The 22583-nt window shown below is 52.6% G+C and carries 22 protein-coding genes, 1 tRNA gene and 1 pseudogene; 15 read left to right on the top strand and 9 right to left on the bottom strand.

Translation table 11 applies throughout. The features are described from left to right. The first annotated feature begins 73 nt into the window (after positions 1-73). Entirely contained in the window at positions 74-607 is a 534-nt protein-coding gene (locus H6F67_RS23385) for a methylmalonic aciduria and homocystinuria type D protein (RefSeq protein ID WP_190769052.1), read from the top strand. Here H6F67_RS23385 and H6F67_RS23380 read toward each other — a convergent pair. Then, the gene (locus tag H6F67_RS23380; protein ID WP_206753932.1) at positions 594-953 is read right to left on the bottom strand and encodes a hypothetical protein; all 360 of its coding nucleotides are present in this window, start codon (positions 951-953) and stop codon (positions 594-596) included. The genes H6F67_RS23385 and H6F67_RS23380 overlap by 14 nt on opposite strands. 28 nt (positions 954-981) lie before the next feature. After that, positions 982-1425 (bottom strand): PPC domain-containing DNA-binding protein, encoded by a 444-nt coding sequence (locus H6F67_RS23375; RefSeq protein WP_242020760.1) that lies wholly within the window; start codon positions 1423-1425, stop codon positions 982-984. A 119-nt stretch (positions 1426-1544) separates the two neighbouring features. On the opposite strand from H6F67_RS23375, the gene H6F67_RS23370 reads away from it, so the two are divergent. Further along, positions 1545-1871, top strand: coding sequence for a hypothetical protein (locus H6F67_RS23370; protein ID WP_190769051.1), 327 nt, complete (start codon positions 1545-1547; stop codon positions 1869-1871). Positions 1872-2132: 261 nt separating this feature from the next. Here the strand turns inward: H6F67_RS23370 and H6F67_RS23365 are convergent, their stop codons facing one another. Next, positions 2133-3182 carry a mannose-1-phosphate guanylyltransferase gene (locus H6F67_RS23365; RefSeq protein WP_190769050.1) on the bottom strand — a complete coding sequence of 350 codons (1050 nt, stop codon included), beginning with the start codon at positions 3180-3182 and terminating at the stop codon, positions 2133-2135. Positions 3183-3623: 441 nt separating this feature from the next. Here H6F67_RS23365 and H6F67_RS23360 point away from each other — a divergent pair, with 441 nt between their 5' ends. The 4 genes from H6F67_RS23360 (at position 3624) to H6F67_RS23345 (ending at position 8890) form a co-directional block, all read left to right on the top strand. Next, positions 3624-4979: an LCP family protein gene (locus tag H6F67_RS23360; RefSeq protein ID WP_190769049.1), complete on the top strand. Its 1356-nt coding sequence runs from the start codon at positions 3624-3626 to the stop codon at positions 4977-4979. A 120-nt stretch (positions 4980-5099) separates the two neighbouring features. Beyond that, positions 5100-7283, top strand: coding sequence for a polysaccharide biosynthesis tyrosine autokinase (locus H6F67_RS23355; protein ID WP_190769048.1), 2184 nt, complete (start codon positions 5100-5102; stop codon positions 7281-7283). Positions 7284-7362: 79 nt separating this feature from the next. Then, on the top strand, positions 7363-7887 hold the full coding sequence (locus H6F67_RS23350) for a hypothetical protein (RefSeq protein WP_190769047.1): 525 nt from the start codon (positions 7363-7365) through the stop codon (positions 7885-7887). Positions 7888-8365: 478 nt separating this feature from the next. Beyond that, positions 8366-8890 (top strand): peptidoglycan-binding protein, encoded by a 525-nt coding sequence (locus H6F67_RS23345; protein ID WP_206753931.1) that lies wholly within the window; start codon positions 8366-8368, stop codon positions 8888-8890. Positions 8891-9036: 146 nt separating this feature from the next. On the opposite strand, the gene H6F67_RS23340 is transcribed toward H6F67_RS23345, so the two are convergent. Further along, positions 9037-9108, bottom strand: a tRNA-Thr gene (locus H6F67_RS23340). A 163-nt stretch (positions 9109-9271) separates the two neighbouring features. Here H6F67_RS23340 and H6F67_RS23335 point away from each other — a divergent pair. From H6F67_RS23335 to H6F67_RS23325, 3 genes are all read left to right on the top strand, one after another. Then, positions 9272-10156 carry an isopenicillin N synthase family oxygenase gene (locus H6F67_RS23335; RefSeq protein WP_190769046.1) on the top strand — a complete coding sequence of 295 codons (885 nt, stop codon included), beginning with the start codon at positions 9272-9274 and terminating at the stop codon, positions 10154-10156. Between the two features lie 244 nt (positions 10157-10400). Further along, a complete protein-coding gene (locus tag H6F67_RS23330) occupies positions 10401-12746 on the top strand; it encodes a cation-translocating P-type ATPase (protein ID WP_190769183.1) in 2346 nt (781 codons plus the stop codon). 145 nt (positions 12747-12891) lie between these two features. After that, positions 12892-13314, top strand: coding sequence for an FHA domain-containing protein (locus H6F67_RS23325; RefSeq protein WP_190769045.1), 423 nt, complete (start codon positions 12892-12894; stop codon positions 13312-13314). Between the two features lie 33 nt (positions 13315-13347). Here H6F67_RS23325 and H6F67_RS23320 read toward each other — a convergent pair whose 3' ends face one another. Beyond that, positions 13348-13695: a hypothetical protein gene (locus H6F67_RS23320; protein WP_190769044.1), complete on the bottom strand. Its 348-nt coding sequence runs from the start codon at positions 13693-13695 to the stop codon at positions 13348-13350. A 327-nt stretch (positions 13696-14022) separates the two neighbouring features. Here H6F67_RS23320 and H6F67_RS23315 point away from each other — a divergent pair, with 327 nt between their 5' ends. After that, complete coding sequence (locus H6F67_RS23315) at positions 14023-14379, top strand: hypothetical protein (RefSeq protein WP_190769043.1); 357 nt, start codon at positions 14023-14025, stop codon at positions 14377-14379. A gap of 101 nt (positions 14380-14480) precedes the next feature. On the opposite strand, the gene H6F67_RS23310 is transcribed toward H6F67_RS23315, so the two are convergent. Both H6F67_RS23310 and H6F67_RS23305 read right to left on the bottom strand, forming a co-directional pair. Further along, the gene (locus H6F67_RS23310) at positions 14481-15443 is read right to left on the bottom strand and encodes a glycosyltransferase family 10 domain-containing protein (RefSeq protein WP_190769042.1); all 963 of its coding nucleotides are present in this window, start codon (positions 15441-15443) and stop codon (positions 14481-14483) included. 57 nt (positions 15444-15500) lie between these two features. After that, on the bottom strand, positions 15501-15785 hold the full coding sequence (locus tag H6F67_RS23305; RefSeq protein WP_190769041.1) for a DUF2470 domain-containing protein: 285 nt from the start codon (positions 15783-15785) through the stop codon (positions 15501-15503). Positions 15786-16192: 407 nt separating this feature from the next. Between H6F67_RS23305 and H6F67_RS23300 the strand changes: the two genes are divergently transcribed. Together H6F67_RS23300 and H6F67_RS23295 are read left to right on the top strand one after the other, a co-directional pair. After that, positions 16193-16822 carry an SAM-dependent methyltransferase gene (locus tag H6F67_RS23300; RefSeq protein WP_242020759.1) on the top strand — a complete coding sequence of 210 codons (630 nt, stop codon included), beginning with the start codon at positions 16193-16195 and terminating at the stop codon, positions 16820-16822. A 148-nt stretch (positions 16823-16970) separates the two neighbouring features. Beyond that, the gene (locus H6F67_RS23295; RefSeq protein ID WP_190769039.1) at positions 16971-18176 is read left to right on the top strand and encodes a class I SAM-dependent rRNA methyltransferase; all 1206 of its coding nucleotides are present in this window, start codon (positions 16971-16973) and stop codon (positions 18174-18176) included. A gap of 49 nt (positions 18177-18225) precedes the next feature. Here H6F67_RS23295 and H6F67_RS27430 read toward each other — a convergent pair. Both H6F67_RS27430 and H6F67_RS23285 read right to left on the bottom strand, forming a co-directional pair. Continuing rightward, a pseudogene (locus H6F67_RS27430) lies at positions 18226-18477 on the bottom strand (ester cyclase); the annotation flags it as partial. A gap of 338 nt (positions 18478-18815) precedes the next feature. Beyond that, positions 18816-19406, bottom strand: a complete 591-nt coding sequence (locus H6F67_RS23285; RefSeq protein ID WP_190769038.1) for a hypothetical protein — start codon at positions 19404-19406, stop codon at positions 18816-18818. On the opposite strand from H6F67_RS23285, the gene rpsL reads away from it, so the two are divergent. The 3 genes from rpsL (at position 19405) to fusA (ending at position 22564) form a co-directional block, all read left to right on the top strand. Further along, positions 19405-19779 carry a 30S ribosomal protein S12 gene (gene rpsL, locus H6F67_RS23280; RefSeq protein WP_190769037.1) on the top strand — a complete coding sequence of 125 codons (375 nt, stop codon included), beginning with the start codon at positions 19405-19407 and terminating at the stop codon, positions 19777-19779. The two genes, H6F67_RS23285 and rpsL, sit on opposite strands and share 2 nt — an antisense overlap. Before the next feature lie 25 nt (positions 19780-19804). After that, positions 19805-20275, top strand: a complete 471-nt coding sequence (gene rpsG / locus H6F67_RS23275; protein WP_190769036.1) for a 30S ribosomal protein S7 — start codon at positions 19805-19807, stop codon at positions 20273-20275. A gap of 168 nt (positions 20276-20443) precedes the next feature. After that, on the top strand, positions 20444-22564 hold the full coding sequence (fusA, locus tag H6F67_RS23270; RefSeq protein ID WP_190769035.1) for an elongation factor G: 2121 nt from the start codon (positions 20444-20446) through the stop codon (positions 22562-22564). Positions 22565-22583: the final 19 nt, after the last annotated feature.

The following is a 22583-nucleotide window of genomic DNA, read 5'->3' as shown; positions in this document are numbered from 1 at the left end:
AATTTACCTACTCTCAAACAAAATCAACCTCCTCTAACGTTCCCGATTCCAGTCTTGATGAAACGACGGCTCCATGCTTTTTTCCAAGGTCGATCGCCTCGATAGAATAGTAAATCGAGGTGAAAATATGCAGTGTACGGTTCACACCCCCAACGCCTATCTCTGTACGCATCAAGCCGCACTTTTACCCGACTGGCAGCAACCAGTCGCTTCGGTTTTGGTCGTGCTGCAACCCTGTCCAATTTCGCTGTTCGATCGCACGACGGAAACTGAAGTGTATAAAGATTTGCTGCGCCAGCAATTTTTGCAGTTTGGCGAATCGATCGTGCGTTTGCTTCAGCGTCAATCTCATCATGCCACGCGGTTCGATCCGCGCACCGGACTGCCGATCGATGCCACAGCCGGAACGTTGCGGCTGCACGATGTAGCTGTGGTGCGATCGCTGTTGGGCTATGACACGCTCGATTGTGGCGGCTGTTTGACGATCGTGCATCCGCAATGGCAAGGTGCCGTTTATCCGGCCACGCTGCTGTCTTCCGCTCCGCCTGTCACGGTTGAACGGGCGATGCAGCAAGTTGAGAATGTGGTTCTGGCTAGCGGACGCTAAGCTGCGGTTCGGCAGCGATTTCCGTTGTGTCTTTGATTTTGCTGTACCACCACTGCTGCATTTCAGGCGGCAGCTTGACGGCATACAGCGTCAGGACAAACGGTTCCGAAGCTTCCTGTCCCAAAATTTCAACGGCATAAGATGGACTTTTTTTGACGGCTAGGTCGGGCACAAATCGTCGTCCAATTCTGCGCCAGCTTGGTTCTTTGCCCCGCCACTGAAGCCGACAGCACGGCCAGGGCAGTTCTTCGCGATCGAACAAACGACAGCAGGGACCAATCACGCGGTAGCTAAAGTGACAGCCAGGACTGGTGAAAATTTGTCCAGAAGGCAACGGGTGCTGCACGATCGAGGCTCGCTGAAGAATGCGTTTTTCATGATAGTGGGTTTTGGCAATTGGAGGCGGCGATCGATTCGATCGCTAGTTCGCGAAAGCCGGATGCCGAATCGAATTCGCGCCGAAAGCGATATTGCGGCAGGATGCCGACGATGATTTCGGCTGTGGTGTAGATTAAGCAGCCTTTGAGCAGATGTCCGCCGAGTGTATGTCCTGTCGAGTCGGCGATCGCGATGTGATAGTGCGATCCGTGCATTGACATCACGCCCGTCAGCGAAACAATTTCAAATTGACCGATTTGGGCTGTGCCTTCCGGCTGGTTCGCGTATCGCAAGTTTGCTTCACTCAAGCTGCCGACACAGGTGAGAATGCAGGCTGCTTCAATCTGCTGTTTCCTCACGAAATCGTCAAGGTTTGTTTTCAGGTCTTGCTGGGGTTTAAGGCGCAGGGCAACGGCTTCCATTACTATGCTCAAAAACATCTTCTTCACTCTACCGATCGCTGATCTTTGGCTTCCTCTGTATCTCAAGGTAGAAGCCAGTACGATCGCTCGACCCGTACCATACTCCGCAGTTATTCAAACGCTCAAAGGAGTTTTTTATGCGTAGCGTGATGCGGAGTTTGCAGAAGGCCTTAGCGATCGCGCTGTTGGCGGTGATGCTGTTTGGCTTGGGTGAATTTGCGGCTCAGGCGGCAACGACGAGTGCAGATGAAGCGATCGATCGGGCTTATACGCTGAGTGAAGAGGCAGGCTTGCAGGAAGAAATTTATCAGCAGCGGCTTGAGGAAGCTGAAAGCCCGGATAATTTGCCCAAGCCTTACGAGCGGGTTTTGGATTTGAATGGCAATCCGGTTCCGGAGACGAGTTTGGTGGAGAAGACGGTGGAGAAGGCGCGGGAGTTGATTGAGGATGTGACGGGGGAATAGTTTTTGCGGCAGGATCGATCGCCTTTGGGATTGCTTTTGGTTTCCGAGCCAGTGGAGGCTAGGGGCGTTGCCCCTCCTCCACACCTCCAACCCCAGCAGAGGACGATTGCATCTCCTCTGCACTCCTACGCAAGGTCGTACTTGTGGGTGTCAATGTAGCGCTTCGCATCGGTGCGTCGTCCGCGTCTTTGGTTTCCGAACCGCTGCCGTGTACTTGTTTGCCTTTTGCAGAGTTTGCCTTTTGCAGATAGTTCGATCGCTCTACAGCAAGTCCTGCAAGTCAGGCTGTGTTTGAATTTGTTTAAGCACCTGTTTGATGTCTTGGGTGCGGTCTTTGTGGGTGATAAGGGTGATGTTGCCGTCACGGACAACGACGAGATCGTCGAGGCCGATCGTGACGATCAGGTCGTCGGTGTTTTCGGAGTAGAACAGAGAGTTTTGAGTGTCGAGGCCGATGTGTTTGGCGACTTCGACGTTGGGCTGGTCGGTTTTGAGTAGGCGATCGATCGCGTTCCAGTCGCCCAAGTCGTCCCACCCGAAGTCGCTGGGCAGAACGTAGGCTCGCTGGGTTTTTTCCATCAGGGCGTAGTCAATGCTGATTTTGGGCAGTTTGGGATAAATTGCTGCGCCGTGTTTTTCCAGCGGTTCGATGATTTCGGGGGCGTAGGTGTGAAGTTCGCTGAGGGCAACGCCTGCGGGAAAAATGAAGATGCCGCTGTTCCAGCTAAAGCAGCCTTGGGCGAGAAAAGATTCTGCTGTGGGGCGATCGGGCTTTTCGGTGAAGCGCTTGACTTTGTAGGTGGCAAGCTTGTCGAAGCGACCGATCGATTCGCCTTGCTCGATGTAGCCGTATCCGGTAGCGGGTGAGGTGGGCGTGATGCCGATCGTGGCGATCGCTTGCTGCTGTTCAGCAAGAGCGGCGGCGGCTCGCAAGGTTTGGTGAAAGGCGGCTAAATTCTCAATCCAAGGGTCGGCGGGGAAGAAGCCGACGATCGTATCTTCGCCGTAGCGCTGTGCAATCTCTAGCGTTGCCCAAGCGACAGCCGGAGCCGTGTCGCGGCCTTCAATTTCAACGAGTAAGTTGGTTTCTGGCAGTTTTGGCAATTGTTCGCGCACGCCCTCAGCTAAGTGGGCGGCTGTGATCACCCACAGGCCATCCCAACCGCCTGCAAGGTCGAGCAGGCGATCGGCGGTCGCTTGCAGCAGGCTTTTTCCGCTGCCGTCGAGACTGAGAAACTGCTTGGGGCGCTGTTTTCGACTCAGCGGCCAAAATCGTTCGCCTTTGCCACCTGCAAGAATTACCGGAATCATGATGGAGATGACGAGAAGTTCGGCTTCATCCTACCGAGATCCTTGAAAGCGCGCCATCCGTGAAGTCCGGCTTCACAACATCTTTGCGATCGCCAAGTCTAATCCAAGAGAATTGGTTTTTCTGGCGATCGCTTTTCTGGCGATCGGTAGAGCCAAAACTACAAACTGCCAATGAAACTAAGAGATAGGACGAATTTTGCAGCAGGCGTCAATTTTTGCCGGATTTTGCCGAATCGCTGCGCTGTTTTGTAAACAGATTTGCTGCAAATGCGTCTTGTATTGTGGCAATGATGGGAAAGCATTGATCGTTTGGCGCTCTTGGCGACCGCAAGGATTGCCCTATAATCGCGAAAGGCCTGTAACAAAATGCAACGGCTGCGCTGCCAGCGATCGCCAAGTCGTACTGCTTAGGAACACACAAGGAAATTGAGCGTGGAATCAATGGAACCGAAGCCGGATCAGTCGGCCACCTCGTCAAATTCAGCTCGCGCCATTGTTGCTGCCACGCCTGTTGCTGCCACGCCCGCTCGCAGAGCCAACTGGATTTTGTGGAGCTTTGTGTTTCTGATTACGGCGATCGTTTCGGGCACGCTGGGAGCCGTTGCCGTTCTCACGACGCCGCTGGCGACTGCGCTTGCACCAGAAGCGAAAGAACAAGATTTTTCGCTCAAGGATTTGATGCGGCAAACGCTGCGCTATGAGGTGACGCGGCCTGTCAATGTGCTGGTCATGGGAGTCGATCGCGTCTTGGAGGCCGAACCGAATTCGCCGGAAGTCCTGATGGGTCGCAGTGACACGATGCTGCTGGTGCGAATCGACCCGCAAACCAACGCCGTGAATGTGCTGTCGATTCCGCGTGATACTCAGGTGGAAATTCCTGGTGAAGGCTTAACCAAAATTAACTACGCGAACGAAGTCGGCGGGCCAGGATTGGCAGCGCGAGTGGTCAGCCATACGCTCAACGATGTACCGATCGATCGCTATGTCCGCGTCAGCACCGATGCCTTTCGCGAACTGGTCGATCTGCTGGGAGGCGTCGAGGTCTATGTGCCGCAGGAAATGAAGTACACCGACAATACGCAGGATTTGCACATCGACCTCGAACAGGGCTGGCAAACGCTCAATGGCGAACAGGCCGAAGGCTTCGCCCGCTTTCGTGCCGATGGCAATGGCGATATTGGTCGGGTTCAGCGACAGCAAACGCTGATTCGAGCGTTGCGCGAGCGGTTGACGAGTCCTGCTGTGCTGCCACGCCTGCCGCAGGCGATCGAACTGATGCAGAAATATGTTGATACAAACCTGACGCTGGAGGAAATGCTGGCGCTGGTGAGTTTCGGGCTGAATCTCGATCGCCAAGATTTCCACATGGTCATGCTTCCGGGTCGCTTCAGTACACCCGACGAATATGTGGCAAGCTACTGGATGCTGGACGAAGCAGGCCGCGATCAAGTGCTGGCAAGCTACTTTGAAATGCCGATGGTTGGCATGATGCAGGATCGCCAATCGCTGCGTCAGCTTAGAATTGCCGTCCAAAACGCTTCCGGTGAACCGGATGTTGCCCATCGTGCCGCTGCCTACCTGCAAGCTCAAGGTTTTGATAACGTCTACATCATCGAAGACTGGTCGGACGCGCAGCAGCAAACCCAAATTATCGCGCAGCGCGGCGATCTCGATAGCGCCCAGCGGTTTGAAACCACGCTCGGTTTGGGTGAAGTCGTTGCTGCCTCCACAGGCGATCTGGAATCGGACATTACCCTGCGTGTCGGGTCAGACTGGCTCGAGCGCATCGACGGCTAACTGGGATTCCCCACGAACTGCGTGCCGCATATACTAAGAAAACGTTGCATTTCTGCTGCCCGATCGCGACCAACCCGCCATCACTGCTAAGGTAGACGCGAATCTCTTCTTGAAATCGACATGGCTGTGATGCTTCAGCGTTACTTGGTTGCGCTCGATCGCCACAAGTGGGCAGCGATCGCTGGATTCCTCGTCGTGATGAGCTTGTCAGGCGTTGCGGCAATGCAGCCTCAGCCGCCCAGTGAATTTGTCGCAGCGGGAACCCTGGCCTACAGTGCGCCGCCCGTCACGCTCTCGCAAACGGGAACTGCGCTTCAGCAGCAGGGGCAATCGCTAACGGCAGAATTTTTGCTCTCCGATGCCGTTGTCAATGCGGTCGCGCAATCGTTGCGGCTTGACCCGATCGCCATCCGCGAACGTGCCGAAGTCATCGTCAATCCGGGTGCAGACGATCGCGACCGTCAAGAGCGCGAAGCCGCAGGCTACCGAGTGCTAGTGCGCTATCGCCACCCGGATGCAACCTTGGCACAAGAAGCCGCCAACCGATTGATGGAAGCGATCGTCGAGCAAAGCCGCCAGTTCAACGCGCAGCAGCTCTCGCGGATTGCCGACAACTTGCAGCAGTTGCGATCGCAGGTCGGACAAGAATTGCAGCAGGCCGAACGCGCCCTCGAACAATATGTCCGGCAGCAAGCTCCGGCTGTGCAGGCAGCGCAAGAAGGCGATGTGCTGGGCGCGATCACCGGAGGCGAAGCGCAACAGCGTCAAATTCAGTTGGCGATCGCCGGAATTGATGCCCAAATTCGCAGCCTCCAAGCGCGGTTAGGACTCACGCCCGATCAAGCCTATGCCTCTTCTGCCCTCAGTGCCGATCCGATCATTGCTAACCTGAGAGCGCAGATTTATCAAACCGAGTCGCAACTGCAAATTCTCGCGCCCGACTTGCGGCCAGAGCATCCGACGATGATTCAACTGCGGAATCAGCAGCAGGCATACGAGCAGCTTTTGCAGCAGCGCGTCACAGAAGTCATCGGCGGCAATCAGCAGGCGGCTCCGCTGCCCAACAGCAACCAAATTCGCCAAGACAGCAGCCTTGATCCGGCACGCCAGCAGCTTGCCAACACGCTCGTCAATCTGCAAACGCAGCGCGATACTTTAGCTCAGCAGCTCACCACCTTGCAGCAAGCAGAAGGCCAACTGCGCCAGCAATATGCCAGTCTTCCAAATCGGCAACTTCAGCAGGCGCGGCTCCAGCAAAATGTTGCTCTCAAGCAAAATTCCTACAACCAAATTGAAGCGCGACTGGCAGATGTCACCCTGGCCGAAAAGGAAACCGTCGGCAGTTTAGTTGTGCTTCAGCCTGTGCAAACAGAGCTTGCGGCGGCTGATAATCCTTCCTCAGCAGCCATTTTGCTGGTTGGCGGCTTTGTTGGTCTGCTGGTTGGCGGCGGACTGGTGCTGCTGCTCGATTCGCTCGACGCTACGTTCCACACGCTTCAAGACCTACAAACGGCTCTGCGGCAGCAGGAAATTCCGGTTTTGGGTCTGCTGCCGCTGCTGCCCGATCGCGGAGCGTTGCCGGAACGGACTCGCACTCGTGCCGATTTGCCGATCGCTCCGCTCGACTCACCCTATCTTGAACCGTTCGATCGCTTCCGCAGCAATCTGCGTCGATCGACAGGCAGCAAATTCCCCAAACTCGTCATTTTGACCAGTACGATCGCCCAGGAAGGCAAAACTGTTACGGCCTACAATCTCGCGATCGCCAGTGCCCATGCCGGAAAGCGGACGCTGCTGATCGAAGCCGATTTGCGATCGCCCTCGCAGGCGGCTGTGCTGAAGGTGACACCCGATCCGATAGGCGCGATCGACCCCTTGCGCTACTACAGTCAGCCCAACGACTGCATCCGCATGGTTCCCGACATTGAAAATCTCTACTTGCTGCCGAGTCCGAGTGTGCAGCGGCAGGCATCCGCAATTCTAGAATCAAGCGAAATGCGGCGACTGCTCGATGAAGCACGCGGACGATTTGATCTGGTTGTTCTCGACACGCCTGATCTGAGTCGCTACAATGATGCCTTGCTAATCGAGCCGTATGTGGACGGTTTGGTGCTAGTGACGCGCCCAAACTATACGGAAGAGCCGCTCCTGAATGAAGCGATCGAGCAGTTTATTGAATCGGAGGAAATTCAGTTTCTCGGCGCGGTAATTAATGCCGCAGAAATGCCGATGCAGCCGACTTTTACCGGATTTGACCTTCAGTCAATGGCGAACGATCGCGAGGAAATGAGTACGTCTGGTTAACCCATTTACTCAAATTGACCTGATAGGAATCATGGCGATCGGTGAAGACTGAAAGTATCTGTTTGCTGTCTTCGCTGCCATGTCTTTTCATCTTGCCAATTTCCCCGCCAAACTACTCAAGCGCCAAGACTATCAAACCTGCCATGTTCGAGTTGCAGGTGAATCACTAGCCGCTATTTGTGTCGATCGCTGCTACTACAGCTTCTTCAAAATTGCCAATGCTCAAACTGCTGCTAAGCTGATTGATCGCCTTCAGCAGCGAGGCGATCGCGCTGTTCTGACGCAAACGCCCAAAGGCTACGCGATCTGGGTACTTGAACTAGATGCACTGCCGTTAAGCAAAATAGTTCCCTATCGCATTCTTTCTGATACAGCACAATATCGCCTCTGCCAAATTCGCGTTCCCGATCTCGATCAAAACCTCAGCGCGATCGAATTTGAAAATCGCTACTACAGCTTATTTCGCCTAACTGAAAACTCCGAACAGGCGCTTCCAATTGTTGATAAATTGAGCGATCGCGGCGACCAAATTATCATCACTGAAACGCAAGCAGGCTACAGCTTGTGGATTTTAGAAGCGGAGGCATGGAAAGTTGACGGCTAATTGAATCAATGTTTAATCTGCTCTAGCCTACAAAATCCTTTGTAGGAACACGACTTGCCTTTTCTGCTAGGGCGCGGTTTAACGCTTGATCCTCCCCGACCCTCCTTTTCAAGGAGGAAGCCAAATCACTCCTTCTATAGCTTTTAAGACATGCTCTGGACTTTGTATCTGATTCAGGTTTTTAAGCAGAAGCAACTTCAGAAATACTGATAAAATGCATAACCTTAACAAGCAACAGCCTGAATCGATCGCAAACTGTGTCAATTTAGCCTCTGTCTATCCCTCTCCGAAATTTCTCGAACTGTCGCTGTTGGAACTCAATACAAGCAGGTTAATCACAACGTTAACTGCTGAATCTCAAGCTAATTGTTGAAGATGTGATTGCACTTTTCAGCAATCACATCTTCAGAAAACACTGCATTTGAGATGATTTCAATCAACGTCTACCTTGGAGAAATTTGACGTGCAAGAACAATTCATGACCGACGAAATGACGACTGCCGCTTCTACAATTTCGCTCGTCAATGTTGTCCGCTTTTATGAGCCGACGCGCTATCTGCATCAGCGCAATGCGCTCGACTGGCTGCAACATCGATCGCCAGAAGCACCACTTGTGGGATTTGTGCAGCGCTGGAATAATCCGTTTGGTGAACGGTTGCCGATGCTGATCGAAGGCGATCGCAATCAAGCAGTTGCAGAACTACAAATGGCGCTGAATCGCTGGGGAATTCGAGTCGTGGTTGATGGTGATTTTGGTCGCTTCACCAAAGCCGCTGTCATTCGCTTTCAACAGCAGCGCAACCTCAGAGCCGACGGTATTGTTGGCAATAAAACCTGGGGTGAACTGTTTAAATCAGCGGGAACAATTCGCTTTGCGGAACTGTTCAACCAGCAAGACGAGTTGACTGCTCAAAAAACAGCCGCTCTGCAATGGCTGCAATCTCAACTATCGCGATCGCTTCTGACTGAATTTGCTCAGCGCTGGCGCAATCAAATTCAGTAGAACGCTGAAAACAGCTTTCTAAATTCCACATTCATCCAGGATTTGGGAAGCTGCAACAGGCGATCGCGCCCTGAGCTTGAACGAGTATTGCTAATAAAAAAGGTTCTCCGACTTCGTTTTGGAGAACCTTTTTTATTGACCTAAAAAGCCGATGGTGGGATTTGAACCCACGACCGCTCGATTACGAATCGAGTGCTCTACCACTGAGCCACATCGGCCTAAGCCTTCCCTAGCATAGCAAAGATTGTATTGAATCAAGCAAAGAGTCAAGCAATTGGCAGCTCAATTGTCCGATCGCCTCGATCGCACTTCCCAGTAAAATCACCATAGCTCGCTTGCAAGTGATCGAACAGCACCTCCGTAAAAAGCAGCCTCAAGCCGATGCAGTCTTCTTTTCAATCCATCGCGGTCATCGACTTTTTACCCTTTTGGCAAGGCGATCGCCAATCGGTTGCTGCTCAGATCGATCGCGCCTGCCGAGAAATTGGATTCTTCTATCTAAGAAATCATCGAGTGCCTCTAGATCTGTTAGCCCAGCAGTTTGAGCAGAGCAGTCAATTTTTTTCCCTACCGCAGACCGCAAAACAACAGCTTGCCTGGACAACCGCAGCCAGCAATCGCGGCTATGGCGGCTTGGGACGCGAACAGCTTGATCCCGATCGCCCCAGCGACTACAAAGAAACGTTCAACATTCGGCGCGAATCGATCGAGCAGCCCAACCGCTGGCCGCAGCAACTACCCAAATTTCGATCGACTGCCCTAGAATTTTTTGCTGCTTGCGTGCAAACTGCCGATGCTGTCCTCGCAGCGATCGCCCTTGCTCTGCATCTGCCGTCCGACTTCTTCACCCTCCGGCACAGCGAGCAGGCTCACACGCTGCGGCTGCTGCACTATCCGCCCCAGTCAGCAAACGCGATCGGAGCGGCTGCTCACACCGACTACGGCAGTATCACGCTGCTGTTTCAGGACGAAGTTGCTGGACTGGAAGTGCAAACGCGATCGAGCGAGTGGCTGAACGTGCCGCCGATCGCCAATGCCGTTTTAGTGAATTTAGGGGATTTGATGCAGCGCTGGACAAACGACGAATATCGATCGACACCCCATCGGGTTCGGTCAGTCGCTGGTGCTCGCAACTCGATCGCGTTTTTTTGCGATCCAAATCCAGAGGTTGAAATTGCCTGTTTGCCTGTGAGCGATCGACCTGCTCGCTATGCGCCCATCACTGCCGGAAATTATCTATTGCAGCGCCTACGAGCCACCTATTAGCTACCTGTCAAACCGATGCCGAATTGCTCCAGCTTCCTGATTTTGAAAACCCTGCTTCAGCCTTTTGATTAACGGGGGTTTTCTTCGCTAGCTGAAGAGTATTTTGAAGACGGTCAGTACTTCAAACACAACCGCTTAAGCATCTTTTTAACTACGACAGGCTGTCACACACGGTCGATCGCACTGCATTTGGCCTACGCTCAAAGAAGGGAAGCTCGATTTCTTGGATGGAGTGTGGCTTGTGATGCCAGAAGCGACGATCGCACGTGATTTGACGACGGTAATGCTGGATGTGGGCGGCATGAAATGCGCTGGCTGCGTTCGAGCAGTAGAAACGCAACTGACGCAGCATCCGGGTGTGATTGCCGCAACGGTCAATTTAGTGACGGAGCAGGCGACGATCGAATGCACACCCACCGTTGATCCAACTGCCTTGGCCGATCGCCTCACCCAAGCAGGATTTCCGTCACAGCCTCATCAGATAGAACCTGCAAGCGAACCCAGCGAAACATCGAATCAAACTCCTTATCGGCAGTTGGCGATCGCCGCTGTGCTGCTGATTCTGTCCGCGATCGGACATCTAGAGCATTTTGGCTGGTACATTCCTGGACTCAGCAATATTTGGTTTCACTTTGGGCTAGCTTCGATCGCGCTGGCGTTTCCCGGTCGATCGATTTTCATCGATGGCTGGCGCGGAGCGCGGCACAACGCTCCCAACATGAATACCCTGGTCGGATTGGGAACGCTGACGGCTTATTTGGCGAGCGTTGTGGCGTTGTTGTTTCCCCGCTTGGGCTGGGAATGTTTCTTTGACGAACCTGTGATGCTGGTCGGCTTCATTCTGCTTGGTCGTGCCCTCGAACAGCAAGCCCGCACCAGGGCAACCGCTTCGCTGCGATCGCTGCTCGCGCTTCAGCCTGCCTCCGCCCGCTTGATCGCCGCCGATCCGCCACAGGTTGACTCGGAGGCGATCGAAGTGCCCGCCCGTCAAGTCCAAATCGGTGCATGGGTGCAGGTTTTGCCCGGCGATAAAATTCCCGTTGATGGTGAAATTGTCGCCGGACAAACCACGATCGACGAGTCGATGCTTACGGGCGAAGCAATACCCGTCCTCAAGCAGCCCGGAGATGGCGTTGCAGCAGGCAGCCTTAATCAGTCCGGGGCGATCGCGATTCGCGCTACGCGCACGGGAAAGGAAACGACGCTGGCGCAAATTATCAGTTTGGTGGAAACGGCGCAAACGCGCAAAGCTCCAATTCAGAAATTGGCCGATCGCGTAGCGGCATATTTCACCTACGGCGTTTTGACGATCGCGCTGCTGACGTTTCTATTTTGGTATTTCATCGGCATTCCGCTTTGGCCGCATGTTTTGCGTCTGAGCAATCACGCTGCGATGGAACATGAACTGATGTATTCGGCAACGACTTCGCCCTTACTGCTGAGCTTGAAGCTGGCGATCGCCGTGCTGGTCATTGCTTGTCCTTGTGCGCTCGGCCTCGCAACGCCCACCGCAATCTTGGTCGGGTCGGGCATTGGAGCCGATCGCGGCCTGTTGATTCGTGGCGGCGATGTGCTGGAAAAAGTGCATCATCTCGATGCGATCGCGTTTGACAAAACCGGAACGCTGACTCAAGGCCAGCCGATCGTCACCGACTGCCATTCTTGCCTTCCCGATGTCAGCGATGCAGATTTGCTGCAACTCGCAGCAACCGTCGAAAGCGGCACGCGCCATCCGCTTGCACAAGCAATTCTTCAGCAGGCGCAACAGCAAAACCTAGCGATACTCAGTGCCGAGCAGTTTCACACCGAGGCTGGGTTTGGCGTTTCAGCCGTTGTGCAGGGGCAAACTGTGCGGCTGGGAACGCAAGCTTGGCTGGAGCAGCACGGCATCGCGATATCCGATCTGCCGCCGATCGCAGGTTCAACAATCGTTTATGTTGCCTGCGATCAGCAGTTTGCTGGAGCGATCGCCGTCCGCGATCAGCTACGACCCGAAGCCCGATCGATCATTTCACAACTGCAACAGATGGGACTCGACGTTTTGCTGCTGACGGGCGATCGACTTGAGGCTGCACAGGAAGTCGCGCAGCAGCTTGGCATCGATCGCGTCTATGCCAGCACTCCGCCCGATCGCAAAGCTGCCGTGATTGCGGAACTGCAAGCGGCTGGGCAGCATATGGCAATGGTGGGCGATGGCATCAACGACGCTCCGGCTTTGGCACAGGCGGATGTGAGTATTTCTCTCCACTCCAGTACAGCAGTGGCGATCGAAACTGCCGAGATCGTACTGATGCGCGATCGACTGGGCGGTATCTTAGAATCGATTCGCCTCAGCCGTGCCACCTTTCATAAAATTCGTCAAAACTTGTTCTGGGCGTTCGCCTACAATATCTTGGGCATCCCAGTTGCAGCGGGCATCTTGCTTCCTACAGTTGGCATTGCTTTGAGTCCCGCAACTGCTGGCGCGTTCATGGCCTTTAGCTCGCTGAGCGTTGTCACCAATGCGCTCTTGCTACATCGTCAGTTTCCGCCTCGCCGCATTTCCACTTTGTCTGAGCAGGCTGGATTTGGGGCAGACTTGAAAAAGTGATTCGCATCGCGCTCCAAGAGCGGCTAAACTAAACAAAGACTTTCAAGGGCGCGTCGGAAATCGTCAGCTATTTTTAATGCGCCTTGTCACATCCCTGTGATGGCGCGGCTGTTTGTTCCTTGTCGTCGCACTACCAGCTTCACCAATGGCATCAGAACCGCATCAAAATCATCTGCTCATCATTGAAGACAACAAAGGGCGGCGCGAGTTCACGCTCGACAGCCCTGTTTATTCGATCGGTCGAGACGCCAAGTGCGATATTCGCCTGGTGTCTCAGTTTGTGTCACGTCGTCATGCCACGCTGGTGCAGTTGCCCAACGAAGACGGAAGCTACTACTATCGCATTGTCGATGGCAACCTCAAGGGCAAACCTAGCGCCAATGGCCTGCTGATCAACGGTCGCAAGCTGCAAGCTCATAACCTGCAAGACGAAGACAAAATTGTATTTGGCCCGCAGGTTCACGCGATCTACTATCTGCTCAAGCGCGATGCGGTTGCCACCGTGCCGCCCGATGAGTTTGACATTACCTTGATCAGTCCCGGTATGGTGGGCGACCCCGAAGAATAAGCTGTTCGCTTCAATCGCCTGCAAAGCGCCGCTCTAGCTAGCGGCGCTTTCGATTAAGTGCCACTGGCGATTTTCTGCGATCGCCTGATTCACCTGATTAAACACTTGACGGCAGTGGTTATCGACCTTCAGGGGCAATTCTTCGTTTTTTACCACGAAGTTCATCCGCACTTCGTCATCAGTGGTCGGAAAGCGATCGATCAGCACTTCGACGGTGACGAGCTTGGCGTAGGAAACGCGCCCCGGAGTTTCACGGGCAACCAGATAGTCACCAGAATCATAAATAATGTCAAACTGGCAAGATTTAAGCAGATCAATCAGCAAAAGCCGCAGGCTGTCGATCGAAACGGCGATTGTAAAGAGACTGGTGTAGCGAGCCATAGGCAACCCCGGCAAATAAGAACACGGCTTGATCATATCTCTAGCCACAACCAACTTAAAATCGATTGCAACCAAACAATAAATTTAATTTCAGATGCACACTATCCCTAGCATACTAACTCGTTCTCTAGCGAATACTGAATCGCCAGCAGACAATTTGCCTTTGTCGTTGCTGCGACGATCGCACCGCGCAGGTTGTTCCTCAATCGATTTCACACTAGATGCACGGGTCATACAACCGCTGCCAAAATCGATAGGCTAGAAGCAGCAATCTCGCCCTCGACCTATTGCAAATCAATCCGGACGCGCTCAACGGTTGCCCTGCCCATGAAACCCGATCGCTTTGGCACTGAAAACATCAATCATCTGCGGCTGTTTATCTACCTTGTCCCTGTTGTTGGCTTTTTCCCCGCTCTGTGGACGCTGTATCGCGGGCGCGGCAGTCGCGAACAGCGATCGCTCAGCCGTTTGGTGATCACGCTGGCGATGGCTTGGCTGCTGGGCTATGTGCTGCTGGGAACCGGAGCGCAAACCAGCGATACGATGGCGCTGCCGCTGCTGGTGATGAGTAGTTTGCTCTCGTCAGGCTACTTTTTGGTCAATTTCTGGCTGATGGTGCGACTGTGGCAGCGCAAATCGTTGAGATTGCCGATCGTCAGTCAGATAAGCGATCGCCTGCCCTAGCGCCAAAGAGTCGATCGAAGTTGGTAAGGTCACATGGGAACATTAAGAGACTTCGATTGCTGCCTTAAGTAATGCCTTGCTGTTTGATGAAGGTGACTGACCTACAAACTTCCGACATAGTTTGATAGCCAGTTTAGTAAGTTTAATTCGTATAAAATTATCTCTCTGGCTTGCGCGATCGCGCCGTGTGCCGCCATCCAAGCATCCGGTGTGGCGGTCACTTCCCGAATAAAATCAATTCCGGCTTGGTCAAAGCTGGGCAAACGCAAAAAACTTCCTGGCGGTAAGAGGCGATCGGCAGCAGAACCGCCGTAGTAAATCGGTAAACACCAAGCTAATAACGCATCCCAAAGCTTTTCAGTGGCGTACCATTCGTTCTCGGCGTAGTTTTCGATCGCCAGATTATAAAAATACGGAGCCATGCCGTTCCATTTATTCGCAAGCACTCCTTTACTCTTCACCCAATCAGGTAAACCGCGCCCATACAAATCAAATTCAAACTGTTGCTGGAGCTGCTGTAAAAAAGCGAGTCGTTGCCGATGATTTGCGGTGCGATCGATTCCCGATGTAATCCAAGAACACGATCGAGTTTTCGCTGGTGCGGGCATTTCAGCGAATTCTCGAAACGAATTCACGTGATACCAAATCGCAGGCATATAGTCGGGAATCGGAGCAAATTTATCGGGACCAGAAACATAACCGCAGTAGTGTTCTGAAAGCGCATAGCCTGCGATTCGTTGCGATCGCTTCTCTTCAAACGGCGGTTCTCGCCATAAAGAGATAATTCGTTCTTTTGGTAAATAGTTAAGTTTTTTTTGAATTTCAGCTTCACTCAAAGAGTGATGAAATTGCCAATTGAATATTTTTTTTAATTTGTTGAATTGAGCCGGAGAGCAATCGAAATCATGGCAGTTATATAGCAGCAAGAAATCCGGTTGCGCTGCGGTTGCCTGCATCTGAATGTTGCCCCAACGTCCAAACGGATGTGGCGTTTGCTGCCAGAGCCAATCGCTTTGCTGAATGCCGCTGTAGGAAGTGAGCATTCCAATCATGCTAATTCCCATTTCGATCGCTCAGTGCAGTTAGATTGCTGTCGTGATCTTTATTGATAGTTTGACGAACTACACTGACAGTTTGCGAGCCTGCTTCACCATATCAATCAGAGTATGATGGGCATCTTCAGAATCTTTCAATTCGTGGTCAAAAGTGATGCGAATGGGCGTGGTTTCTGACTCAGTTTGAACCATTAAATCCATACCTTGAGCATCAATTTTTTCCATTTGGGCAGCGATCGCATTCTCCGCACCACCAAACACGCGAGCATACAGCACGATCGCATCAGCATGGTCGTCATTCATGTGAGCGCAAATGCGATCGCTGATTTCAGAAGAAAAGGAGTTTGTCATGACTGTCTTATCCGTAAGCTAATTAGACTTTGTAGCAATAAGTACAATGATGTAGAAGTAACTTCAAAGTGTTTACTTGAGCTTCGATCGATTCAAAGAGATGTGACCCTTCCTTCTAGCCTAGTTTGTGCAACTTTTAGCATCTTACAGCCTGTAATTGCGAGAAAGATACAAAAGTTGTTCCGCCGTAAGATCACGGCGGGAACTAATATTCTGTTAATTTAGTAACACTCCTAAAGGTAGATGCTCTTCGTGCGAGCAAAATTTTAACTTTCAAAGAGTTGTTGAAAAACTTTTGTATGGTTCTCTCATCTAACGCGCGTCGTCACGGCTCCGCTCAGAAGTCGCTTCGAGAAGTTTTCTTCTGCCCGGAAGAGTCAAACTTTTATTCTTACTGCTTAGAATCAATGGTTTTGAACAATCGTGTCGATCGAGATGCGATCGTTGAATTCGGCTCTGGGGACGGCTCTCCCGTAATCAAAGCGCTGCTGCGATCGGACTTTAACGGCACAGTACACGGCTTTGAACTAAACGCTTCGGCCTGCGAAATTGCGAGCGCTCGCGTCCAGGAATATGAGCTAGAACCGCACTATCAGCTTTACAACACTTCATTTTTTGAGGCTGATCGACCGATCGCTTCGGTAATTATTTCTAATCCGCCTTATTTGCCTGCGATCGACAACAACCTTTATCAACCGCTGCTACATGGCGGCATCGACGGCATCACCATCACCAAAAAACTGCTCGAACTCGGCTACGACGAAGCGATGATGATGATATCAAGCTATTCCAATCCGAAAGGACTGATCGATTTCGCTGAAAAACAAGGTTACTGCGTCAGCAATTTTCTAGTTTCACCGCTGCCGTTTGGCTACTACAGTTCTGATCCAAAAGTGAAATCTCGCATTACCGAAATGCGCGAGCAAGATCAAGCATTCTATTCCAGCCAAATGTATTGTTTGGCAGGCGTTTTGTTTAGCCAGCGTTGTGAAACTGACCTGACTGAAGAGTTTTTGAAGGTGATTACCACGCTGTAAAAAGTTGGAGCGCGATCGCAAAAATTGCGCTCTGTTCAACCTCAATAAAAGCAATCAGAAGTTTGATAATTATTGCACTTCTGGCTGCTTTTAACGCTTCAATAATCTCAAGATAGAATTATTTAATTCACCTCGCTCGATCGCACCCATGCCGCTGCGCGAAATTCGACTCTCTCCCACGCTCAAAGAGCGATTAGCGCAAGGCCATCCCTGGGTCTACCGCAATCACGTTCCGCCCGATGTGCATCTGCCGTCTGGAACCTGGGTGAAAGTCCGCTGCGCCAACTGGACAGGCTTCGGACTCTGGGACGCGAAAGGGTCGCTCGCCATCCGCATCTTCTCCACTCGCCAACTTCCCGATGCTCACTGGCTGCGCGATCAGGTGAAAGCGGCGTACTCACTGCGATCGCCCCTCCGCCAGCAAGACTGCACCGCCTATCGCTGGCTATTTGGTGAAGGCGACGGTCTTCCCGGTATCACGGTCGATTTGTACGGTGAATTTGCCGTCGTCCAAACCTATATGGAAGGCGCAACGGTTCTGCTCGATTGGCTCGTCGATGCGCTCAAGTCGATCGCTTCCTTGCAAGGTGTGCCCCTTCAGGGAATCGTGCTGCGATCGCAACATATCGCTAACGAAGGTCTGCGAAGCATTCGAGACACCGAATCAACCGGAAAAACGCAGCTCCTCTGGGGCAAAAATCCCCCGATCGATCTCGTCGTCCGCGAATACGGCCTGCAATTTCAGGTGAATCTGCAAACCGGACAGAAAACCGGATTATTTCTCGACCATCGCGACAATCGCCGTTTCGTCGAAGGCATGAGCCGCGATCGCACCGTCCTCAACTGCTTTTGCTACACGGGCGCATTCTCGCTCTACGCGCTGCGAGGCGGAGCTAGTCACGTCACTAGCCTTGACATCGGCAAAGGTTTAGCGGAAGCTGCCGAGATTAATGTTTGCTTGAATGCGCTGGATGTCGATCGCCACACGTTCGTCACCGCAGACTGTTTCGACTGGCTCGATTCGATCGTTTCTCAAAAAACTTTCGATATCGTCATCCTCGACCCGCCCAGCTTCGCCAAAAGCAAGCAAAATCGCTTCGCCGCCCTCCGCGCCTACACCAAGCTCAACGCGCTTGCCCTCCGCTGTGTTGCTCCCGGTGGCTTTCTCGTCACGGCAAGCTGCACCAGCCAAATTAGCCCAGAAGCCTTTAAGGAAATGCTGGCGACGGCAGGCGGAAACTGTCAGAAACAGGTGCAAATTATTCACGAGGCAGGACAGGCGATCGATCATCCCGTCCCCGCCCAATTCCCCGAAGGCCGCTATCTCAAATTCATCGTCGGTCGCGTTCGGTAATTGCTGTTCTCTAGTTTGCAATTGTTGTAGCGATCGCCCCAAATCGAAATCAAGCCTTCTTCTTAAACAGCTTAGCGATCGAGTTTCTAGCAATCTGCGGTAGAAGTTTAGAACTCGGTAGAAACATAATGCCCAACTGCTGCATTAAACCCTGTGCATCGCCTTGTCCCCAATGCTCGACAATTTTGCCGCTCTCAACGCGATCGATGTGCATCACCGCTAACTGAATTTGTTTACCTGTTGCAGGCAATCCTTGAAATTCACCTGAATGTCTTGCCGTAAAGGTTCCACAGGTAACGACCTTATTGTCTGCAACATTACCTTATCAAACCGATGCTGACCGTTCATAAAAGTCGAGTAGAACGACATTCCAAATTGCTTGAAGCCTTCACTGTTGAGCAGTTCAGGAACTCTATCCAGATGAGCAATGAAGTTAGGCGCGAGAAGTACGAATGCTTGTTCGATGTTGCGATCGTCAAAAGCTTTGTAGAACTGAAGAACAATTGATTTGTTTTGCTCGAGCGATATTATTAGAGGTTTCCTAAGTAAAGAAGTTACGATTAGGATAGTCAAGCTACTTAGATTAGTTGTAGCGACTTCCGCCATTCGATCCATCGCTAATTCGATCGCTTCGCTGCATCAGTACATTGCCCAGACTTGTTTCAATTTACAGTTGAGTATCGTTTCGATTAACTCGATTTCTCTTTCTGTTAGATCTCCTCTATTTGGATTGCGTACTGACAATACGAAGCGAGCAAATCCTGCTGGTGCTCTGTAGTCAAGCTTCTCTAGCGAGGTTTGTTGGTGACAGCAAGGTGTGGTGATGGACAAATCCTCAAATGCGGCTTCATAGGCTGCGTCCATCGCATCTCCCCACCAAGCTACTAAATCTGCCCCGCAAAAAGGACAGCGCACGTACTCGAAGTTTTCTCCTTGATCAATAAATTCTGTCGTTTTGTAAACTTCTAGATAAATATCACCTTCTGGAAACAAACGCGAAAGCGCCTCTTGTGCCACCGAATGGGTTGATTCTGGAGGAATGTAGTGCAAACTTGTTGGGATTAGCCGTAGGTATAGAACTGACATAATTAAACTTCTTTGTAGGTTGCGGCTGGCAAGCTGACTCAAAGCCTTTGACGATCTTGCATTTGACACAATGGCAAATCGATCGCTACGATTAGAGATCGTTGCAAGTTCATCCCCGCAAAAAACAGCCTGACGGTAACTCATGCCCACGATTCAACAGCTTATTCGCGACGAGCGCCAGAAAACCACACAGAAAACCAAGTCACCCGCCCTCAAAAGCTGCCCTCAGCGTCGAGGCGTTTGCACCCGCGTTTACACAACCACGCCCAAAAAGCCGAACTCCGCACTGCGTAAGGTGGCACGGGTGCGCTTGACTTCCGGTTTTGAAGTGACGGCGTACATTCCGGGCATTGGGCACAACCTTCAGGAACACTCGGTTGTGATGATTCGCGGCGGACGGGTCAAAGATTTGCCGGGAGTCCGCTATCACATCATTCGCGGTACGCTCGATACGGTCGGCGTCAAAAACCGGATGCAAGGTCGATCGAAATATGGCGCCAAGCGTCCCAAATCCTAATTAACCTTTTCACTGCAAGAAGTCTATGTCCCGTCGCACAAAAATCCCCAAGCGCCCGATTCCGCCCGATCCCGTCCACAACAGCCGTCTCGTCACGATGATGGTACGCCGTCTGATGAACAGCGGTAAAAAATCGATCGCCTTCAACATCATTTATGATGCGTTCAAGATCATCGAAGAGCGCACGGGTGGCGATCCGCTCGAAACCTTTGAAAGAGCAGTGAAGAACGCCACGCCCTTAGTTGAAGTCAAGGCGCGTCGGGTCGGTGGTGCAACCTATCAGGTTCCGATGGAAGTGCGGAGCGATCGCGGTACTGCCTTGGCTCTGCGCTGGCTCACCCAGTTCTCTCGCGCTCGTGCAGGCCGAACGATGGCAGGCAAACTGGCGAACGAACTGATGGATGCCGCCAACGAAACCGGAAGCGCAATTCGCCGCCGCGAAGAAACGCACCGGATGGCCGAAGCGAACAAGGCATTTGCCCACTATCGCTACTAGGCTCGGCGCTACTGAAGTTCGGTCGAATGTGGATCTCCGAATCTGGCGTTCTATGGATGCCAGATTTAGCGCTTCTAGCTGAAGGTCGATCGCCCTGTCAAGGGCAAAAAAGTATAAAATCTTAATAGAGCCGCAAAAGAAGCCCTGCGGCAGTTTAAGGAGGTAACTGTGGCACGTAACGTCCCACTTGAACGGACACGGAATATCGGAATTGCCGCGCACATCGACGCGGGCAAAACAACAACGACAGAACGCATTCTGTTTTATTCCGGCGTGGTTCACAAAATTGGCGAAGTTCATGAAGGGACAGCCGTAACGGACTGGATGGCGCAAGAGCGCGAGCGGGGAATCACCATCACCGCCGCTGCGATCAGCACCACCTGGACGCGCCGCGATCCCGAAAATCCGACTCAGCCACTCGCAGGCGAACCGGAACATCAAATCAACATTATCGACACGCCCGGACACGTTGACTTCACGATCGAAGTCGAGCGATCGATGCGCGTTCTGGACGGTGTGATCGCGGTGTTCTGTTCGGTGGGCGGCGTTCAGCCTCAGTCTGAGACGGTGTGGCGGCAAGCGGATCGGTACAGTGTGCCGCGCTTTGTCTTCGTCAACAAAATGGATCGCACCGGAGCCAACTTCTATAAGGTCTATGGTCAAATTCGCGACCGACTTAGAGCCAATGCCGTGCCGATTCAGTTGCCGATCGGTGCTGAGTCGGATTTCAAAGGCATTGTCGATCTGGTGCGGATGAAAGCCTATATCTACAAGAATGATATCGGTACGGACATCGAAGTGACGGACATTCCGGCTGACATGGCCGACTTGGTCGAAGAATATCGCACCAAGCTGATCGAATCAGTCGCAGAAACCGATGACGCTCTGACTGAGAAGTACCTCGAAGGCGAAGAACTCACCGAGGAAGAAATTCGGACGGCGCTGCGGAAGGGCACGATCGACGGATCGATCGTCCCGATGCTCTGCGGTTCGGCCTTCAAGAACAAAGGTGTTCAGCTCATGCTCGATGCGGTCGTAGACTATCTGCCTGCGCCGATCGATGTTCCCCCGATTCAGGGAACGCTGCCGGATGGCGAAACCACTGTCCGCCACGCCGACGATTCAGAACCGCTGTCGGCTTTGGCCTTCAAAATCATGGCCGATCCCTATGGTCGCTTGACCTTCGTGCGCGTTTACTCTGGTGTCCTCAAGAAGGGCAGCTATGTGTTGAACTCGTCGAAAGGCAAGAAAGAGCGGATCTCCCGTTTGATCGTGTTGAAGGCGGACGATCGCATTGAAGTCGATGAGCTTCGGGCGGGCGACTTGGGTGCGGCACTCGGTCTGAAGGACACCTTCACAGGTGACACGATCAGCGACGACAACGCTCCGGTCATTTTGGAGTCGCTGTTCATCCCGGAACCTGTGATTTCGGTAGCGGTCGAGCCGAAGACGAAGCAGGACATGGAAAAGCTTTCCAAGGCACTGCAATCGCTGTCTGAAGAAGACCCGACCTTCCGCGTCAGCGTTGATCCCGAAACGAATCAGACGGTGATCGCCGGAATGGGCGAGTTGCACCTGGAAATTCTGGTCGATCGAATGCTGCGCGAATTCAAGGTCGAAGCCAACGTCGGCGCACCGCAAGTCGCCTATCGCGAAACGATCCGCAAGCCTGTCCGCGCTGAAGGCAAGTTTGTCCGTCAGTCGGGTGGTAAAGGTCAATACGGCCATGTTGTGATCGAAGTGGAACCGGGCGAAGTCGGAACGGGCTTTGAGTTCGTCTCGAAGATCGTTGGTGGCGTTGTGCCCAAGGAATACATCGGCCCTGCTGAGCAAGGCATGAAGGAAGCTTGCGAATCGGGAATCATTGCGGGCTATCCGGTCATCGATCTGAAAGCGACGATGGTGGATGGTTCTTACCACGATGTAGACTCTTCGGAAATGGCCTTTAAGATCGCCGGATCGATGGCGATCAAAGAGGCGGTGCAAAAGGCTTCGCCCGTCCTGCTAGAGCCGATGATGAAAGTTGAAGTCGAAGTTCCTGATGACTTTTTGGGAACGGTGATTGGCGACTTGATCTCGCGACGCGGACAGATCGAAGGTCAAAGCTCAGAAACGGGACTTGCCAAGGTGTCAGCCAAGGTTCCCCTTGAGCGGATGTTTGGATATGCTACTGATATCCGGTCTAACACCCAGGGTCGGGGCATATTCTCGATGGAGTTTAGCCACTACGAAGAGGTGCCTCGCAGCGTGGCTGAAACGATCATCGCAAAGAACAAAGGGAACGCTTAATCAGTAGAAAGGAACGGAA

The sequence above is a fragment of the Microcoleus sp. FACHB-1515 genome (genome assembly GCF_014696105.1).
Lineage (GTDB): Bacteria > Cyanobacteriota > Cyanobacteriia > Elainellales > Elainellaceae > JAAUTJ01.
The sequence above is the reverse complement of the archived record's forward strand: the minus strand, read 5'-3'. Positions and strand labels throughout refer to the sequence as shown.

Bases quoted from the DNA above. Each gene is read 5' to 3' on its own strand.
- H6F67_RS23385 (WP_190769052.1), top strand. From the start codon at position 74: ATGCTTTTTTCCAAGGTCGATCGCCTCGATAGAATAGTAAATCGAGGT.
- H6F67_RS23375 (WP_242020760.1), bottom strand. From the start codon at position 1,425: ATGTTTTTGAGCATAGTAATGGAAGCCGTTGCCCTGCGCCTTAAACCC.
- H6F67_RS23370 (WP_190769051.1), top strand. From the start codon at position 1,545: ATGCGTAGCGTGATGCGGAGTTTGCAGAAGGCCTTAGCGATCGCGCTG.
- H6F67_RS23365 (WP_190769050.1), bottom strand. From the start codon at position 3,182: ATGATTCCGGTAATTCTTGCAGGTGGCAAAGGCGAACGATTTTGGCCG.
- H6F67_RS23360 (WP_190769049.1), top strand. From the start codon at position 3,624: ATGGAACCGAAGCCGGATCAGTCGGCCACCTCGTCAAATTCAGCTCGC.
- H6F67_RS23355 (WP_190769048.1), top strand. From the start codon at position 5,100: ATGGCTGTGATGCTTCAGCGTTACTTGGTTGCGCTCGATCGCCACAAG.
- H6F67_RS23350 (WP_190769047.1), top strand. From the start codon at position 7,363: ATGTCTTTTCATCTTGCCAATTTCCCCGCCAAACTACTCAAGCGCCAA.
- H6F67_RS23345 (WP_206753931.1), top strand. From the start codon at position 8,366: ATGACCGACGAAATGACGACTGCCGCTTCTACAATTTCGCTCGTCAAT.
- H6F67_RS23335 (WP_190769046.1), top strand. From the start codon at position 9,272: ATGCAGTCTTCTTTTCAATCCATCGCGGTCATCGACTTTTTACCCTTT.
- H6F67_RS23330 (WP_190769183.1), top strand. From the start codon at position 10,401: ATGCCAGAAGCGACGATCGCACGTGATTTGACGACGGTAATGCTGGAT.
- H6F67_RS23325 (WP_190769045.1), top strand. From the start codon at position 12,892: ATGGCATCAGAACCGCATCAAAATCATCTGCTCATCATTGAAGACAAC.
- H6F67_RS23320 (WP_190769044.1), bottom strand. From the start codon at position 13,695: ATGGCTCGCTACACCAGTCTCTTTACAATCGCCGTTTCGATCGACAGC.
- H6F67_RS23315 (WP_190769043.1), top strand. From the start codon at position 14,023: ATGAAACCCGATCGCTTTGGCACTGAAAACATCAATCATCTGCGGCTG.
- H6F67_RS23310 (WP_190769042.1), bottom strand. From the start codon at position 15,443: ATGGGAATTAGCATGATTGGAATGCTCACTTCCTACAGCGGCATTCAG.
- H6F67_RS23305 (WP_190769041.1), bottom strand. From the start codon at position 15,785: ATGACAAACTCCTTTTCTTCTGAAATCAGCGATCGCATTTGCGCTCAC.
- H6F67_RS23300 (WP_242020759.1), top strand. From the start codon at position 16,193: ATGGTTTTGAACAATCGTGTCGATCGAGATGCGATCGTTGAATTCGGC.
- H6F67_RS23295 (WP_190769039.1), top strand. From the start codon at position 16,971: ATGCCGCTGCGCGAAATTCGACTCTCTCCCACGCTCAAAGAGCGATTA.
- rpsL (WP_190769037.1), top strand. From the start codon at position 19,405: ATGCCCACGATTCAACAGCTTATTCGCGACGAGCGCCAGAAAACCACA.
- H6F67_RS23285 (WP_190769038.1), bottom strand. From the start codon at position 19,406: ATGAGTTACCGTCAGGCTGTTTTTTGCGGGGATGAACTTGCAACGATC.
- rpsG (WP_190769036.1), top strand. From the start codon at position 19,805: ATGTCCCGTCGCACAAAAATCCCCAAGCGCCCGATTCCGCCCGATCCC.